The following is a 16,271-nucleotide window of genomic DNA, read 5'->3' as shown; positions in this document are numbered from 1 at the left end:
GCCTCAGTGCGCCCCCGCCGGGCGCAGGGCACGGGCCACCTCGGGGCGCGCCTCCACCGAAGGCGCCAAGGCGGGATGCACACGCGCGCCGCTGGCCTGCTCGAAGGCGTAACCCAGCGAGAGGATCAGCGCATCGCTCCATTTCGCGCCGAAGAACGACAGACCTACCGGCATGCCCTCCGCCAGCCCCATGGGCACGGTGAGGTGCGGATAACCGGCCACGGCGGCAAGCTGGCTGGCCGAGCCTGCCACGCGGTCACCATAGATCACGTCGATGGCCCAGGCCGGGCCGGTGGTGGGTGCGATCAGAGCCACCACATCGTGCTCGCTCAGCATGGCGTCGATCCCCTGCTCGCCAGCCAGTCTCCGCGAGGTTTCCAGCGCCGCGAGATAGTCGGGATCGTCCGGCCCTGATGTGCGCTCCGCAGCCTCGAAATAGGTCTGGCCGAACAGGGCAAGCTCGCGCGGCTCGCCCCGGTTGAAGGCGATGATGTCCGACAGGCTGCGCCACGGCACCTGCGCCGGGTCGGTGCTCTCCAGATAGGCGTTGAGCCCGGTGCGAAGCTCGCTCAGCAGCACCGCGAACTCGGCCCTGCCGATGGCCGCCCGGTCTGGCCCCGTGGTGATCTCGACCAGTATGGCACCTTGATCGCGCAGCACCTGCAAGGCGGCCTCGAAGGTGGCATCCGTCTCGGCGTGATAGCCGGTCAGAAAGCGCACCACGCCGATGCGCGTGCCCGCCAGCGATCCGGCATCGAGCAGGGCCGCATAGTCCTCGCGCCGCGCATCGGCCTCAATGGTGGCCGGGTCGCTCGGGTCCGAGCCTGCGATGACGCCAAGTATCAGGGCTGCATCACGCACGCTGCGGGTCATGGGACCGGCGGTGTCCTGGCTCTCGCTGATGGGAATGATGTGCGTGCGCGAGACAAGGCCCACCGTGGGCTTGAAACCGACGATGCCATTGACGGCCGCAGGGCAGACGATGGAGCCGTCGGTCTCCGTGCCGATGGCGGCCCACGCAAGGCCCGCGGCCACCGCCACGGCACTGCCCGAGCTTGAGCCACAGGCCGAGCGATCCAGGGCATGCGGGTTGCGCACCAGACCGCCCACCGCGCTCCACCCGCTGATCGAGCCTGCCGAGCGGATATTGGCCCATTCGGACAGATTGGCCTTGCCCAGTATGATCGCGCCGCCCTCGCGCAGACGTGCCGCCAGCGGGGCGTCGCGCCCCGGTGCATTGGCCGACAGGGCCAGCGAGCCCGCCGTCGTCGGCAGCTCGCGGGTCTCGATATTGTCCTTGATGAGGACGGGCAGGCCGTGCAGCGCCAGCACCTGCCCGCCCGCACGGGCCTGATCGAGGGCGCGCGCATCGTCCATGGCCGCAGGATTGACCGCAATGACAGCCCGAAGCGCGATGGCCTCGCCGTCATTCAGCGCCGCGATGCGCTCCAGATACTGACGGGTGATGGCCTCGGCGGACAGGCCCCCGCTCTGGCGCTCCAGCAGGGCAGCGCCATCCTCGTAGGCAATGAGCGGCTCGCTGCGCAGCAGTGCCGCCGCCGATGCCGCCCGCTCATGCGGGTTCGAGAGCCAGTCCGGCCCCGCCTGAGCCGCTGCGGAGCCTGCGGCGCCCAGCGCAAGGCCGAGTGCCAGCAGGCCCGTGGCAAGGCTGCGCCCTAGCGGCGTCCCTCGCCGATGTTGCGGTCGAAGAACTCGAGATAGGTCCGCCACAGATGAAGCCCCCGCTCATTGCCGCGGATGCCGTGGCGCTGGCCGGGATAGAGCATGGTGTCGAAGGGAACGCCCCGCACCTGCAACGCCTCCAGCACCCGCGTGGTGTTGGCAAAGATCACATTGTCATCGGCCATGCCGTGGATCAGCAGCAGACGGCCCGACAGCCGGTCGAGGCGCGCCACCACGTCAGAGTCGGCATATCCCTGCACATTCTCTTCTGGCGTGCCCATGAAGCGCTCGGTGTAGTGGGTGTCATAGAGGCCCCACTCGGTCGGCGGCGCGCCCGAGGTCGCAGCAGCCAGACCCGAACGCTCGTCGGTCAGCAGCATCAGGGTCATGAACCCGCCATAGCTCCAGCCCGTCGCGCCCATCCGCTCAGGGTCGACGAACGGCTGCTGGCGCAGCCAGTCGAGCGCTACGATCTGATCGTCCACCTCGACGGTGCCGAGCCTGCGGTTGAGAGCCTTCTCGAAGGCTTCCGAGCGGTTGCTGGAGCCGCGGTTGTCCATGCGCATGACGATGTAGCCCGCCTCCAGATAGAGGCGCGAATTGATCGGCTGCCAGCCGCGGGTCACGCGCTGCACGCCCGGCCCGCCATAGACATCGAGGATCACCGGATAGCGGCGTCCTTCCTGGAAGTCAGGCGGCAGCAGCAGGGCATAGTGCATCTCGTGCCCGTCCTCGCTGCGCAAGGTGCCGTAGCGCGGTGTCACATGGCGGGCCAGATAGGGATAGTAGGGGTGAGAGGCATCGAGGCGGTTCTCCTCGATCCAGCGCACGAAGGTGCCCTCATTGTCGAACAGGGCCGTCTGGGGCGGCGTGTTCGGGTCGGAATAGGTGCCCACGAAGCCCGATCCGTCGCTGGCCACATCCACGGTCCACCAGCCACCGGCGCGGGTGAGCTGGCGCGCGGGCGCCGAGCCGTCCAGCGGCACGACCAGAAGATGCTGCTCGATGGGCGTTTCGGGCGAGGCTACGAAATAGACCAGCCCCGCCTCCTCGTTGACGGCAGTGATGCGCCGCACGGGCCAGTCGCCGGATGTCAGCTGGCGGATCACGCTTCCGTCCGAAGCATGATGATAGATGTGCCGGTTGCCGTCGCGCACCGAGCTCCACAGATAGCTGCCATCGCTCAGGGCATTGAAGTCGTGGGTCAGATCGACCCACGCGGGCGACGTCTCGCTCTGGATCACCGGGCCGCGCCCGGTGGCGGCATCCACGGCCAGCAGATCGAGGGTTCGCTGGTCGCGCGACTGGCGCTGGACATAGACGGTGCGCCCGTCCTTGGACCAGTTGACACGCGCCAGATAGATGTCGCGGTTCTGGCCCAGATCCACGCGCGTCATGCGCCCGCTGGCCACCTCGATCACATAGAGGTCCACCACCGCGTTGGGACGGCCCGCGCGCGGATAGCGCTGCTCGACCATGGTTGCGCTGCCGCCTGCGATGTCGAAGCGCGGCACGATGTCCACCGTGCTCTCGTCCACGCGCGCCAAGGCGATGTAACGCTCGTCCGGGCTCCACCAGTAGCCGGTGTCGCGGTCCATTTCCTCCTGAGCGATGAAGTCTGCTGTCGCCCAGCTCAGCGTGCCTTCGCCATCCGTGGTCAGGGCGCGCTCGCGCCCCGTGGCCAGGTCGTGGATGTAAAGGTTCTGCTCGCGTACCCACGAGACATAGTTGCCCTGCGGGGAGACCTTGGCGTCAATCTCGTCAGCAGGCGTTTCCGTCAGGCGGCGCACGCTGCCATCGGCGCGCGAGGCGAGGAAGATGTCACCTTCCAGCGGCGCAAGGATGTAGCGGCCCTGGCTGTCCCATGCATATTCGACCACGCCGCGCTGGCTGATGCGCATGCGCTCGCGCCGGGCGCGCTCGGCCTCGGAGAGCTCGCCGGCCTCGGGAACCAGCGCGCGCGCGTCGATCAGGCGATAGGGCTCGGTGCCATCCAGAGGCGCTGCCCACAGGTCCAGCACATCCACATCGTCCTCGCGCGAGCGCAGGAAGGCGGCCAGCTCGCCATCGGGCGACAGGCTGACGCCCCGGGCGATCGGCCCGCTGAGGCTGGGGTCTGAAAAGACCCGCTCCACGGTCAGGCGGCCTTCCTGTGCAGCCGCAGGTGTGACGATCAGGATGAGCGGGGCGGCGATGGCCGCGAGCGCAACGAGACGTTTCATGGCGGCCAAGCTAGCGGCGCTTTTCGCCCCCGTCATCCCCCGAAAGGCCATAATGACCCAAGCCAGGCGCGGGGCGTGCCTCAGCCCGCGCGCCGCAGCGCTCTTGCCGCCGCGCGCGCCGCGTCCGTGACCTCTGCGCCCGACAGCATACGCGCGATCTCTTCCTCGCTGCTCTCGGTGCCGAGCACGTCGAGCCGGGTCACGGTGCCGGAGCCTGCTTCGGCCTTGGACACCTTCCAGTGGGCGCGCCCGAAGGCCGCCACCTGGGGCGAGTGGGTCACGACCATCACCTGCGCGTCCCGTGCCAGACGATCCAGCCTCTGGCCCACGGCCTCTGCCACGGCACCGCCGACGCCCTGGTCAACCTCATCGAAGATCATGAGCGGCTGGGGTCCGTCGCCCCGCGAGGCCAGCGCCGCCTTGAGCGCAAGCGCAAAGCGCGCCAGCTCGCCGCCCGAGGCTATGGCATCCAGCGGGCCGAAGGGACTGCCGGGATTGGTGCTGATCTCGAAGCGGACGCGCTCGGCACCCTGCTCGCCCCACTGATCGTCGGCCAGAGGCGTGAGCGCGACATGAAAGCGTGCCCGGCCAAGGCGCAGGGGCTCCAGTTCTGCCATGACGGCCGCGCCGAGCCTCTCGGCGGCGGCGGCCCGTGCCGCACTCAAGCTGGCGCACGCACCCTCGAAGGTTCTGCGCAGGCGTGCCAGATCGGCCTCGGCCTCGGCCAGCGCCGCCCCGCCGTCCTCGATGCGGTGCAGGACCGCGCGCAGCCGCTCGCGCTCGACGCCCAGACCTTCCACATCCATGCGCATCTTGCGGGCCATGGCGCGCAGCTCGAACAGGCGCTCCTCGACCCGCTCCAGACGGCTGGGATCGACATCGAACACGCTGGCCACACCATCCACCGCTGCCAGCGCCTCTGTGGCCTCGACCAGGGTGCGGTCGATGGCCTCGGCTGCATCGCCAAGGCGCGCCAGCACCGGATGATCGCCCGAGAGCGAAGGCCCGATCCGCTCGGCCGCGCGCGTGATGGCCCGGTGCGCCTGGGCCAGTTTCTGCGTCAGGGCGTCGCCGCCCAGCGCCTCCCGCGCTGCATCGAGATCGGCCAGCGCCTTTTCCGACGCGCCCAGAATGGCCCGCTCTCCGGCCAGATCGGCTTCCTCGCCTTCGCGCGGGTTGAGCCGGTCCAGTTCATCGAGGGTGGCGCGCATATCCTCGACCTCGCCTGCGGCCCGCTCGGCCTCAAGCCGCATCTCGTCCAGCCTGCGCCGGGCCTCCCGCCAGGCAACAAAGGCCGCACGCACTTCGGCCAGCTGGCCGGCATGGGCGCCGAACGCATCGAGCAGGCCCGCATGGGTGCGCGCATCCAGCAGACCGATGGTCTCGTGCTGGCCGTGAACCTCGACAAGCGAAGTGGTGATCTCGCGCAGCGCCGTGACGCCCACCGGGGCATCGTTGATGAAGGCGCGGCTGCGCCCGTCGCTGCCGAGCGTACGGCGCAGGATCAGCCCTTCGGAGGGGTCGGCATCGATCCCGCGCTCGGCCAGCCGGGAAAAGATGGAATGGTCGGGGGGCAGGTCGAAGCTGGCGCTGACCGAGGCACCCTTCGCGCCTGTCCGAACGAGGCCTGCATCTGCGCGCGCGCCCAGAACCAGGCCGAGCGCATCGAGAATGATGGATTTGCCCGCGCCCGTCTCGCCGGTCAGCACGGTGAGGCCCGGCCCGACCTCCAGGTCCAGGGCCTCGATCAGCACCACGTCGCGAATCGATAGCAGGCTCAGCATGGCCTATGTTCTAGCCGATTCTGCGGTGCCGGACCTCGCCGCGAGGCGCGATCAGCCCGGCAGGATGCGGCTCAGCCAGTTGCGGCGCGTCCCGCCCTCGGGAGCCACCTCGGGCTGGGCACCCTCGGCGGTCAGCAGGCGGTAGGCGTCCGAATACCAGACCGTTCCGGGGAAGTTGTGGCCGAGCACCGCGCCGTTGCGGATGGCTTCATCGCGCAGGCCCAGCGTCAGATAGACCTCGACCAGACGATACAGCGCCTCGGGCGTGTGCGAGGTGCGCTGGAACTCCTCGTTGTCGATCACGGTGCGGTAGCGGTTGATGGCCGCCAGCGGCTGCTGCTGGCGCTGGTACCAGCGGCCGATCTCCATTTCCTTGCCCGCGAGCTGGTCATTGACCATGTCGATCTTGACGCGCGCGTCGGTGGCATAGGGCGAGTTGGGATAGCGGCGCACGACCTCGCGCAGGGCCAGCAGGGCCTGATTGGTCGAGGCCTGATCGCGGCCCACGTCGACGATCTGCTCGAAGTAGCACACGGCCTTCATGTGATAGGCGTAGGCCGCCGAGGGGCTGCCCGGATACAGCCGGATGAAACGGTCGGCCGCCGCGATGGCATCGGCATAGCGCTGGTTCTGATAGTGCGCATAGACCTGCATCAGGATGGCGCGGCGCGACCACTCCGAGAACGGGTGCTGACGCTCGACCTCCTGGAAATAGTCCACGGCATCGCGCCAGCGGCGCTGTTCGATGCGCTGGAAGCCGGTGTTGTAGAGCAGCTCCACCGGGCGTTCCTCATAGACGAGGCGGGGGCGCTGACGATCGCCCACACAGGCGCTCAGGGTGGCTGCCACCATCAGGGCGGACACCGCAATCAGACCGGATCGGCTAGCCTTGGCAAACAACAGTGGACCTCATCTTATCGAACGAAGGCGGGGATCAGGGCCGCCGACACCGGCACTCCCGGCATCAGGCATCTATACCAGCAGGCTCCGCTGCGACAATCGACAAAGCGCTTGCTCGCGGCAAAGCGGATGCTTCAAGGCCGCAGGCGGCGGATTGAGGCGCCATGGCCCTTCACCTGACCGTCCCTGACCTATAGAAGGCGCGCGGGGACCAGCCCCCACCTCGATCAATCAGACCTGCGATCACGGCGAAAGGATGACCGGACCATGAAGCTCATGTCGGGGAACTCGAACCGGTCGCTGGCCCAGGGCATTGCCGCCCACCTCGATCTGCCGCTGACCCGCGCGGACGTGCGCCGCTTCGCCGACAACGAGGTATTCGTCACCATCGACGAGAACGTGCGTGGCGAGGACGTGTTCGTCATCCAGTCCACCAGCTTTCCCGCCAACGACAACCTGATGGAGCTGCTGATAAGCATCGATGCCCTGGCGCGGGCGTCGGCGCGGCGCATCACGGCGGTGATGCCCTACTTCGGCTATGCGCGTCAGGACCGCAAGACGGGCGGGCGCACGCCCATCTCGGCCAAGCTGGTGGCCAATCTGATCACCCGCGCAGGTGCCGACCGCGTCCTGACCATGGACCTGCACGCGGGCCAGATTCAGGGCTTCTTCGACATTCCCACCGACAATCTGCTCGCCCTGCCCGTGCTGGCCCAGGACGTACGCCAGCATTACCCCAAACCATCGGACCTGATGATCGTCTCGCCGGACGTGGGCGGCGTGGTGCGTGTGCGCACCCTCGCAGACCGGCTGGGCTCGGAAATCGCCATCGTCGACAAGCGCAGGCCCCGCGCGGGCGAGAGCGAGGTCATGAACATCGTCGGCGATGTCGAGGGGCGCCGCTGCATCCTGTTCGACGACATCGTGGATTCCGGCGGCACGCTCGTGAACGCCGCCCAGGCCCTGATCGATCGGGGCGCATCGGAGGTTTCCGCATACATCAGCCACGGCGTGCTGTCGGGCCCGGCGGTCGAGCGGGTCACGAACTCGGTTCTCAACGAACTTGTGATCACCGACTCCATCGAGCAGCCCCAGGCCGTCAAGGACTGCCCAAAGATACGCACTGTCGGGGTTGCAGCCCTGATCGGCGAGGCGATCCGGCGCATCTCCAACGAGGAATCGGTCTCCAAACTGTTCGATTAAGCATCGAACAAGACTTCTCGCGGCGTTATAATCCCCTTCGTGAGATCGGACCGGGCGCAGTCAGGCGGCGCCTGCGGTCCTTGACTTGCACGCCTCCTTCTTGCTCGATGCGCCGGGCTCGCAGGGGGTGTGAGCCAAACAGTAGGGGGCCCCGCACGGGGAAACGCCTTGATGATCGGATTGCGCCGCACCTTCCCGACGGGCCGCAAGGGCCTTTTTATCGCCGCCGCCCTGTCTGCCTGTGTTCTGGTGGCGTGTGAGAGCACCGCTCCCGAGCCCCCGCCGCCTCCGCCGCCTCCGCCGCCGCCCGTGCTGGCGCTGAACAGCTCGGTCAGCGAGGCGGCCTCGATCTATCTGGCCTTCATGCGCGACATGTCGGCCATGGAAGGCGGCTTCCAGAGCGGTGACGCCATCCATGTCGCGCTCAACCGCGGCGCCAACTACGAGCCGAACCAGCTTTCGCGCGGCATGATCGCATACGGGGTGATCGTGGCCCTGCAGTCCAGCGAGTTCGTCGAGGGCGTGCGCCGGATGGGCACGGACCCCGAGGCGCGCCAGACCATGATCCATCAGATTCTGGCCGATCCGGTCTATGCCGCCCAGCTTCCCGGCGCGCGTCAGGCTGCGGGCATGGTCGCGGCCTCCTGGCTTCAGGAAGCCCAGGCCATCGCGGCGCTGGGCCAGTCGATCGAGAACGACGCCTACACCATTCAGGAGCGCAACGATCCGCGGCGCCGCTGGGCGGTTCAGGCCGTCAACGACCGCCCCGCGCGCATCGCCCACGTTCAGGCCCTGTCGGCCGCGCCCATGCTGCCCACCGCCGAAGAATCGGCCCGCCTGTTCGCCGCCGCCCACACCGGCAACGGTCTGGACCTCTCGCGCGCCCAGCAGGACCCGCCCTACACCCCTGCGGTGATCCGCTCGCTCTCCATCGCCGCCCTCGCGGTTCTGGGGGCTGCGGGCGACGAGAGCATCGAGACGACCAACATTCTGTCCGACGAGAGCACCCACCAGTTCTGCCTGCGGATGTCCAAGCTGAACCTGTTCCAGTGCCTGACCGCCTCGCGCCCGCACTATGAGGACATGTTCTGTGTGGGGCGCCACATCATGAGCGATCTGGCCCAGTGCACCGTGCAGAGCGCAGGCGCCGTGACCATGAGCCTGCCCACACCCGTGACCCTGATCGCCTCGGCCCCTTCGGTCGAGGGCGCCACCCGCGATGCGGCCGAGACAGCCGCCGAGCCGGGCAACTGATCGCCACGCTTCCCATCGGCCCGCGCCGATGACCGGTCCGCCCCTTCGCTTCGTGCGCGGGGGCGGTTGCGTATCGGGATTGAAGCGTGTAATAGCCCGCGCTCCTGATTTTACGGGTCCACGACCCCCGCCGCCTGTACCGGCCAAGGCCGGGCACTTCGGGCAGGCGGCTTTGCTTTGAGGCGAGCCCTATGGCCGAGATCATTCTGAACGTCGAAGTCCGCGATGGCGTCGGCACCGGCAGCGCCCGCGCCGCGCGCCGTTCGGGCAAGGTGCCCGGCATCCTCTACGGTGGCGAGCTTGGCCCCGTGCCGATCGCCGTGGACGAGCGTTCCTTCCGCAAGTCGCTCTACACCGGCAAGCTGCTGGGCCACCTGGTGACCCTGAAGTACGGTGACGAGACCCAGCCGGTCATTGCCAAGGACGTGCAGTTCCACCCCGTGTCGGACGTGCCGGTGCACTTCGACCTGATGCGCGTGGACGAGAAGGCTCCGGTGAAGATCGCCATTCCCGTGCACTTCAAGAACCACGATGACTGCCCCGCCTTCCGCGAGGGCGGCTCGCTCGAAGTCGTTCGTCACGACGTCGAGATCAGTGTCCGCGCCGACCGCATCCCCGAGGAGCTGGTCGTCGATCTGACCGGCCGTCAGCTGGGCGACACCATCCGCATGTCGGACATCGCCCTGCCCGAAGGCGCCCAGCCCACCATCACCGACCGCGATTTCGTGATCGCCACCATCAAGGTGTCGTCCGCCGCCCTGTCCGAAGCCGCCGATCAGGCCGCCGAGGAGTCCACGGCCGAAACCACTGAAGAGAGCGAATCGGAAGACTGATCCGCGTCATCGCGCTTCATTCTGCGGCCCCGTTTCGGTATCCGAGGCGGGGCCGTTTCGCATCCGGAGCCTGAGCCATGCTGATCCTCGCCGGTCTGGGCAATCCCGGCCCCAAATACGCGGGCAACCGTCACAACATCGGATTCATGGCCGCAGACGCCATTGCCGATCGCTGGTCCTTCGGGCCGGAGCGCGCCAAGTTCCAGTCCATCGCCCGCGACGGCGAGGTGAAGACCGATGCCGGGCCGGTGCGGGTGCTGCTGCTCAAGCCCCAGACCTACATGAACGAGAGCGGACGCGCGATCGGCGAGGCCATGCGCTTCTTTCGCCTCCAGCCCGCCGACGTGATCGTCATGCATGACGAGATCGACCTGGCACCCGGTCGCCTGCGCATGAAGACGGGTGGCGGCGCGGCGGGCCAGAACGGCATCCGCTCGACCATCAGCCACATCGGTGCCGACTTTCGCCGCATGAGGCTGGGCATCGGCCATCCCGGCGACAAGGCGCTGGTGCATGGCCATGTATTGTCCGACTTCCACAAGGCCGAGCTGGCCTGGCTGCGACCCATGCTGGACGCCATCGCCGACAGCCTGCCCCTGATGGTGGCCGGTGAGGATGAAAAGTTCCAGGCCGAGGTGCTGCGCCTTGCACCCGCCCCCAAACTCGACCCCCGAAAGACATCGGGCGACAGCTAGGTGAAGCTGTCGCATGGACACGGGCGCTCAGCCTAGCTAGAGCGCTTTCATGAGCCGCGTCGCGCATCACAAGCAGCGTTCAAGCTGGCCACTTTGGCGGGCACTGGCGCTGGTGTGCGCCACCTTTGCCCTGACCTTTGCCGCACTGCTGCCGCCCGCTCTGGCCGCCAGCACGGCTCATGGCGATGCGGTGGTGCTGTGCACGCCCGAAGGCCCGCGCAGCCTCGACCTCAGCCAGAGCGAGGGCCTTGAGGGCCTGAAATGCGCGTCATGCATCATGGCCTCGGCCACGGCGCTGCCCGCCCCCCTGGTCGTGCAAGTCGCTGCGCCCGCAGCCTCCGGCGAGCCCGTGGTATGGCAACAGGCCCGTCATGAAACACCGCCGCCTGCGCGCGCACCGCCCAGGCCGCCCTCGACTGCACCGCCCCTTTCCTGATCAGCGAACCCCTGCCGCTCCGGCCCGCGCGGTCGGACCCTCATCTCTGCTGATTTCAGGAAACTCCCATGTCCTATCGTCTCACGGCGCAGGCCTCTGCGCTGAGCCTTGGCCTTGCCGCCAGCCTGTTCGCCCTGCCCGCACTCGCCCTTGAAGGCGAAGAACCCGGCGTCACCGTCGTCGAAACCCTGATCGTGACGGCCCGTCCCAACCCCGATGACCCGCAGGTGGTTCAGGACGCGCGGGCCCTTCTGGCACGCACACCCGGTGCGGTCGCCGTGGTCGCCTCCGAGACCTATGAGCGCCGCTTTGCCACCCACTTCGCCGACACCCTGAGGAACGTGCCCGGCGTCCATGCCCAGCGCCGATATGGCGAGGAGGGGCGCCTGTCGATCCGCGGCTCCGGCATCGGCCAAGGCTTTCACCAGCGCGGCGTGCTGTTCGCCCAGGACGGTGTTCCCTACGCCGACGCGGACGGCTTTTCCGACTTTCAGGGCATAGATGCGCTCGGCGCGCGCTACATCGAGGTCTGGAAGGGCGCCAACACCTTGCGTTTTGGCGGGGCCCAGCTTGGCGGCGCGATCAATCTGGTAACGCCTACCGGTCACACCGCCACCAGCCCCGCCATGCTGCGGCTGGAGGCGGGCTCGTGGGACACGCGACGCTTGGCGGCCTCCGTGGCGGGGGGTCAGGGCAACCGGGATGGCTATTTCGGCGTCAGCGGCATGATCTCCGATGGCTGGCGCGACAACGCCCGCCAGTCACAGGCGCGCGGCCACCTCAACCTCGGCTACAGCCTCGGCCAGGATCGGGAAATCCGCCTGATCGTGCAGGGCGCGGACGTGCGGCAGGACATTCCCGGCAACCTCACCCTCGATCAGGTGCGAAACAGCCCGCGCATGGCCAATCCCGGATCGGTCGCCGGTCGCCACGCGCGCGACATCGAACTGCTGCGCGTCTCGCTCCAGACCCGCTGGCGGATCAGCGAAAACACCGTGGTCGATGCCGCCGTCTGGGGCTGGCGCAAAGACCTGTGGCACCCGGTCTTTCAGGTGATCGATCAGGACAGCCGCACTGCCGGCCTGTTCGCCCGCGCCGACTGGACCGGCAGCTTCATGGGGCGGCGCGCAGAGCTGTTCTATGGCATCTCGCACCGCGACGGGCGCGTGGATGCCCTGCGCTTCGTCAATCTGGCGGGCAGCCCCGGTGCCCTGACCGCGAACGGCCAGCAACGCGCCAGCGCCACCGACCTGTTCGCCGAGGGCCGCCTGTTCGTGACCCCTGCCCTGGCCCTGGTCGCAGGCGGCTCGCTGGGCCATGCCACGCGTGACTACGCCGACCGCCTCAACCCGGCCAATGACGATGACATCACCTATCGCTGGTTCGCACCGCGCGTGGGCGTGATGTGGGAAGCACCTGACGGCGCGCAGGTCTTTGCCAACATCTCGCGCTCGGTCGAGCCGCCCCACTATGGCGCGCTTGTACAAGCTCCCCTGACAGGCTTCGTGCCCATCGAGGCGCAGGACGCCGTGACCTTCGAGATCGGCTCGCGAGGACGCCGGGGCCGTATCGGCTGGGACATCGCATTCTATCGCAGCCACATCGACGGCGAGATCCTGAACTTCATCACCGGACCGGACATTCCCGCCGCGACCTTCAACGCCGACCGGACCCTGCATCAGGGCATCGAGGCCGGGCTGGAGCTGGACCTGGGCGAAATGTTCGGCGGCACGACCAGCCTGCGCCAGACCTGGAACTGGAGCGATTTCCGCTTTCGTCGCGACACGCTGTGGCAGGGCAACCGCCTGCCGGTCGTGCCCGAGCATCAGTATCGCGCCGAGCTGACATGGCGTCATGCCAGCGGCGTGTTTCTCAGCCCCTCGGTGGAGTGGCGCATCAGCGATGTCTGGGTCGACTATGCCAATACCCTCAAGGCACCCGGCTATGAGGTTCTGGGCCTGACCGCAGGCGCGAGCTGGGCAACGGCATCGAGGTATTCGCCGAAGCGCGCAATCTGGGGGACAGGCGCTATACGCCCGAGTTTTCTGCCATAACCGATGCCCGCATCGCCTCGACCGCAGTTTTCACTCCCGGCGAGGGGCGCAGCCTGTTCGTCGGTCTTCGCGTGAGGCGCTGAGATGAGACAGACACCGACACGCAACGGGGTATGGCGCTGGCACTTTTATGCCGGAGTGATCACCCTGCCCTTTCTGGTGCTGCTGGCGGTCACCGGAATGATCTATCTGTTCGCCGACGAGATCGATGCCATCAGCGCCGGGCGCATGGACAGGGCATCGGCTCCGGCCAGCGCTCAGATCACCGAGCCGCTGGCGCCCGAGCGGTGGGTCCGCGCCGCAGAGGTGGGCACGGGCGGGCGCGCCAGCCAGTTCATCATGCCCGCAGACCCCGCACGGGCCGTCCGCATAACCATAGAGCACCCGGACGGCCGCCTGACGGCCTTCGTCGATCCCGCCACGGCCCAGTATCAGGGTGCCATGGCCCATGGCGGCGTCATGGCCACGGTGCGCGATCTGCACAGCCTCAGCATTCTTGGCCCCTTCGCCAACGCCCTGATCGAGGTGGTGGCGGGCTGGGCCATCGTTCTGGTGGTCACCGGCATCTTCCTTTGGTGGCCCCGCAAGGGACAGGAAGGCGGCATCGTCACGGTGCGAGGCACCACGCGCCAGCGCATCTTCTGGCGCGATGTCCATGCCGTGACCGGGGCCTTTGTCGGCATCGTCATCGCCTTTCTGGCCGTTACGGGAATGCCCTGGTCGATCATCTGGGGCGATGGGCTGCGTCAGGTGATCAATCACATGGACTGGGGCCGCCCCGCCGTGCAGGGCCTCGTCTCGACGGGCGAGCATCAGGGCCATGACCATGCCGAGCCCTGGACAGTTCAGGGCACGGCCATGACCAGTCACGCCCCGCACACTGCGAGCCTCGGCCAGGTGATCGCCGAGGTGGAGGGCGCCGCCCTGCCCCGGCCCTGGACACTCAGCCTCGCCCCGCGCCCCGGCGAGGCCATCCGCGCCAGTCACACAGGCCGTCAGGTCGAGACGACGCGCATCCTGCACCTCGATCCGGCCAGCGCACGCATCGTCTCGGACATCGGCTACGGCGACTTCGGCCCCGGCGCGCGGGCCGTGGAATGGGGCATCGCCGTGCATCAGGGCACCCAGTATGGCGAGATCAACCGCATCATCATGCTGATCGGCTGTCTCGGCCTGATCGCTCTCGCAGCCAGCGGCATCATCTCGGTACTGCGCCGGGGCCGCGGGCGCCTTCAGCCGCCGCCCGGCGATGCGCGCATTCCGCGGACGTTCTGGCTGCTCACCGCACCCCTGCTGGTGCTCTACCCGCTGACAGGGCTGTCATTTCTGGTCATGCTGGCGATCGAGCGCCTCTGGCTAGCCGCCAGGGCGCGACCCATATGAAGGCCCACGCATACTCCATGACGTCAGCATCCATACCGAGCACGCCTCCTGCCATGATCAAGCGCCTCCTCCTCGTCAGCTGCCTCGCAGCCCCGCTCGGCCTCACCGCCTGCTCGCCCCCTGCCCAGAGCGATGAAAGCGAGCCGCTCGCCGTGGTGGAAATCGTTGATGCGACCTGCCGCCCCACGGCGATCGGGCGCGACATCACGGCCTGCTACATGACCCTGACAGCCAGCCGCGACGACCGGCTGGTTTCGGTCTCCAGCCCGCTGGCCGCCAGTATCGAGATTCACGAAATGGCGACCGAGAACGGCATGATGACCATGCGCGCGCTCGAAGGCGGCCTTGCCCTGCCCGCCGGTGAGTCGGCCCGGCTGGAAGCGGGGGGCAACCACCTGATGCTGCTGGGCCTGGCTGCGCCGCTGGGCGACGGCGAGACGGTGCCGCTCACACTCACCTTCGAGAACGCCGCCCCCGTCAGCCTGCGCGCCAATGTGCGCCAGCCCTCCCTGCCGGGTATGTCACCCGAGACACCAACGGCGGACGCATCGGACGGGAGCGGTCCGGGTGACGGTGACGAGCACACCCACTAGCCTATGGCCGTGGGCTTGACCCCATGGCCGTTGCCCTGCGAGTGATGGGCACTGATCCAGGGAGACGGTCATGAGCCGCAGCAGCTTTGGGATGGTATCCGGCATTCTCGCCGTGGTTCTGGTGATCGCGGCGCTGGCGCTGTTTCCCATCTATCGCGTCTGGTCCGAGGAAATGCGCGGGCGTGCCGAGCTGGCACGCGCCGAACAGAACCGCCAGATTGCCCGCCTCGACGCCCAGGCCGAGATCGAGCGCGCGCGCGGCGTGGCCGAAGCCAACCGCATCATCGCCGAAGGGCTGGGCGGGCCGGACGGCTATCTTCGCTATCTCTGGATCAACCAGCTCTCGCGCAACGGCCAGAATGTGATCTATGTGCCGACCGAGGCCGGCCTGCCGATTCTCGAAGCCGGCCAGCGCCCCGCAGCGGCATCCCAGAACAGGGACAGCGACGACAGCCGCTAGCGCGGGCAATACGCGCATCCATCTGACCCCGTCAGGACAGTGCCTCGGTTGCAGGGAGAGGGTCGATGGTCGGGAAAAAATGGTGGACGCGACAGGGATTGAACCTGTGACCCCCTCGGTGTGAACGAGGTGCTCTACCGCTGAGCTACGCGTCCGTCCTCGCGCGCTTCTGCGCCGCGGGAGGCGCGGACATAGCCCGCCTTGGCCAAGAGGGCAAGGGCCAGATTGCGCCTTGGCGGAAGTGCATGACAGGGCACCGGCACGGCCATTTCCCGGGGCCAGCTTTGCAGAAGCGTGAAAGTGATATACTCACCGGGCGAGAACTCAATCGACGACAACTTGCAGTTGAAATGGCGCTGCGGGTGGTCGGGGGCGGGACGACGAGTAATGAGTGACACAAAACACCTGCGCCGCATCCTGATCGTCGAAGACGAGGCTCTGGTCTCTATGCTGCTGGAAACCATGCTGGGTGACGCAGGCTATGGCGTATCCGGCCCGGCAGCCAGCGTGGACGATGCCCTGGCCCTGCTCGACGGCGGCGAGCGCCCGGACGCTGCCATCCTCGACGTGAACCTTGACGGGCGCGAGGTCTTTCCGGTGGCCGAGCGGCTGGACGCGCTGGGCATACCCTTCGTGTTCTCGACCGGCTACGGCGAGGGCGGCCTTCCCGCGAAGTGGCAGGGCCGCCAGACCCTGCACAAGCCCTATACCGAGGACGGCGTGCGCAGCGCGATCCTGCGCGCACTCGGGATCAGCCGGGCCTGAACCACA

The 16,271-nt window shown here is 68.0% G+C and carries 14 protein-coding genes and 1 tRNA gene; 10 read left to right on the top strand and 5 right to left on the bottom strand.

Annotation, left to right across the window (positions count from 1 at the left end; translation table 11 throughout):
- Positions 1-3 precede the first annotated feature (3 nt).
- The 4 genes from ACK4E3_RS11415 to ACK4E3_RS11400 form a co-directional block, all read right to left on the bottom strand.
- Positions 4-1,530 carry an amidase gene (locus ACK4E3_RS11415; protein WP_409701269.1) on the bottom strand — a complete coding sequence of 509 codons (1,527 nt, stop codon included), beginning with the start codon at positions 1,528-1,530 and terminating at the stop codon, positions 4-6.
- A 146-nt stretch (positions 1,531-1,676) separates the two neighbouring features.
- The gene (locus tag ACK4E3_RS11410; RefSeq protein WP_409700761.1) at positions 1,677-3,905 is read right to left on the bottom strand and encodes a S9 family peptidase; all 2,229 of its coding nucleotides are present in this window, start codon (positions 3,903-3,905) and stop codon (positions 1,677-1,679) included.
- Between the two features lie 80 nt (positions 3,906-3,985).
- Entirely contained in the window at positions 3,986-5,689 is a 1,704-nt protein-coding gene (gene recN, locus ACK4E3_RS11405; protein ID WP_409700758.1) for a DNA repair protein RecN, read from the bottom strand.
- A gap of 51 nt (positions 5,690-5,740) precedes the next feature.
- Positions 5,741-6,589, bottom strand: a complete 849-nt coding sequence (locus tag ACK4E3_RS11400; RefSeq protein WP_409700755.1) for an outer membrane protein assembly factor BamD — start codon at positions 6,587-6,589, stop codon at positions 5,741-5,743.
- A 267-nt stretch (positions 6,590-6,856) separates the two neighbouring features.
- On the opposite strand from ACK4E3_RS11400, the gene ACK4E3_RS11395 reads away from it, so the two are divergent.
- From ACK4E3_RS11395 to ACK4E3_RS11355, 9 genes are all read left to right on the top strand, one after another.
- On the top strand, positions 6,857-7,792 hold the full coding sequence (locus tag ACK4E3_RS11395) for a ribose-phosphate pyrophosphokinase (RefSeq protein ID WP_409700752.1): 936 nt from the start codon (positions 6,857-6,859) through the stop codon (positions 7,790-7,792).
- Between the two features lie 171 nt (positions 7,793-7,963).
- Positions 7,964-9,046, top strand: a complete 1,083-nt coding sequence (locus ACK4E3_RS11390; RefSeq protein WP_409700749.1) for a hypothetical protein — start codon at positions 7,964-7,966, stop codon at positions 9,044-9,046.
- A 191-nt stretch (positions 9,047-9,237) separates the two neighbouring features.
- Entirely contained in the window at positions 9,238-9,879 is a 642-nt protein-coding gene (locus ACK4E3_RS11385; protein ID WP_409700746.1) for a 50S ribosomal protein L25/general stress protein Ctc, read from the top strand.
- A 77-nt stretch (positions 9,880-9,956) separates the two neighbouring features.
- Positions 9,957-10,574 carry an aminoacyl-tRNA hydrolase gene (pth, locus tag ACK4E3_RS11380; RefSeq protein ID WP_409700743.1) on the top strand — a complete coding sequence of 206 codons (618 nt, stop codon included), beginning with the start codon at positions 9,957-9,959 and terminating at the stop codon, positions 10,572-10,574.
- 49 nt (positions 10,575-10,623) lie between these two features.
- Complete coding sequence (locus ACK4E3_RS11375; protein ID WP_409700740.1) at positions 10,624-11,010, top strand: hypothetical protein; 387 nt, start codon at positions 10,624-10,626, stop codon at positions 11,008-11,010.
- Positions 11,011-11,078: 68 nt separating this feature from the next.
- Positions 11,079-13,064, top strand: coding sequence for a TonB-dependent receptor family protein (locus ACK4E3_RS11370; protein ID WP_409700737.1), 1,986 nt, complete (start codon positions 11,079-11,081; stop codon positions 13,062-13,064).
- A gap of 84 nt (positions 13,065-13,148) precedes the next feature.
- Positions 13,149-14,447: a PepSY-associated TM helix domain-containing protein gene (locus tag ACK4E3_RS11365; RefSeq protein ID WP_409700734.1), complete on the top strand. Its 1,299-nt coding sequence runs from the start codon at positions 13,149-13,151 to the stop codon at positions 14,445-14,447.
- Positions 14,448-14,500: 53 nt separating this feature from the next.
- Positions 14,501-15,040, top strand: a complete 540-nt coding sequence (locus ACK4E3_RS11360; protein WP_409700731.1) for a copper chaperone PCu(A)C — start codon at positions 14,501-14,503, stop codon at positions 15,038-15,040.
- A gap of 70 nt (positions 15,041-15,110) precedes the next feature.
- Positions 15,111-15,500 carry a hypothetical protein gene (locus ACK4E3_RS11355; protein WP_409700729.1) on the top strand — a complete coding sequence of 130 codons (390 nt, stop codon included), beginning with the start codon at positions 15,111-15,113 and terminating at the stop codon, positions 15,498-15,500.
- Positions 15,501-15,580: 80 nt separating this feature from the next.
- Here ACK4E3_RS11355 and ACK4E3_RS11350 read toward each other — a convergent pair.
- Positions 15,581-15,655 (bottom strand) — tRNA-Val (locus tag ACK4E3_RS11350).
- A 232-nt stretch (positions 15,656-15,887) separates the two neighbouring features.
- Between ACK4E3_RS11350 and ACK4E3_RS11345 the strand changes: the two genes are divergently transcribed.
- Positions 15,888-16,265: a response regulator gene (locus ACK4E3_RS11345; protein ID WP_409700726.1), complete on the top strand. Its 378-nt coding sequence runs from the start codon at positions 15,888-15,890 to the stop codon at positions 16,263-16,265.
- The last annotated feature ends 6 nt before the right edge of the window (positions 16,266-16,271 follow it).

It is taken from the genome of Brevundimonas sp., assembly GCF_046299595.1.
GTDB lineage: Bacteria > Pseudomonadota > Alphaproteobacteria > Caulobacterales > Caulobacteraceae > Brevundimonas.
The sequence above is the reverse complement of the archived record's forward strand: the minus strand, read 5'-3'. Positions and strand labels throughout refer to the sequence as shown.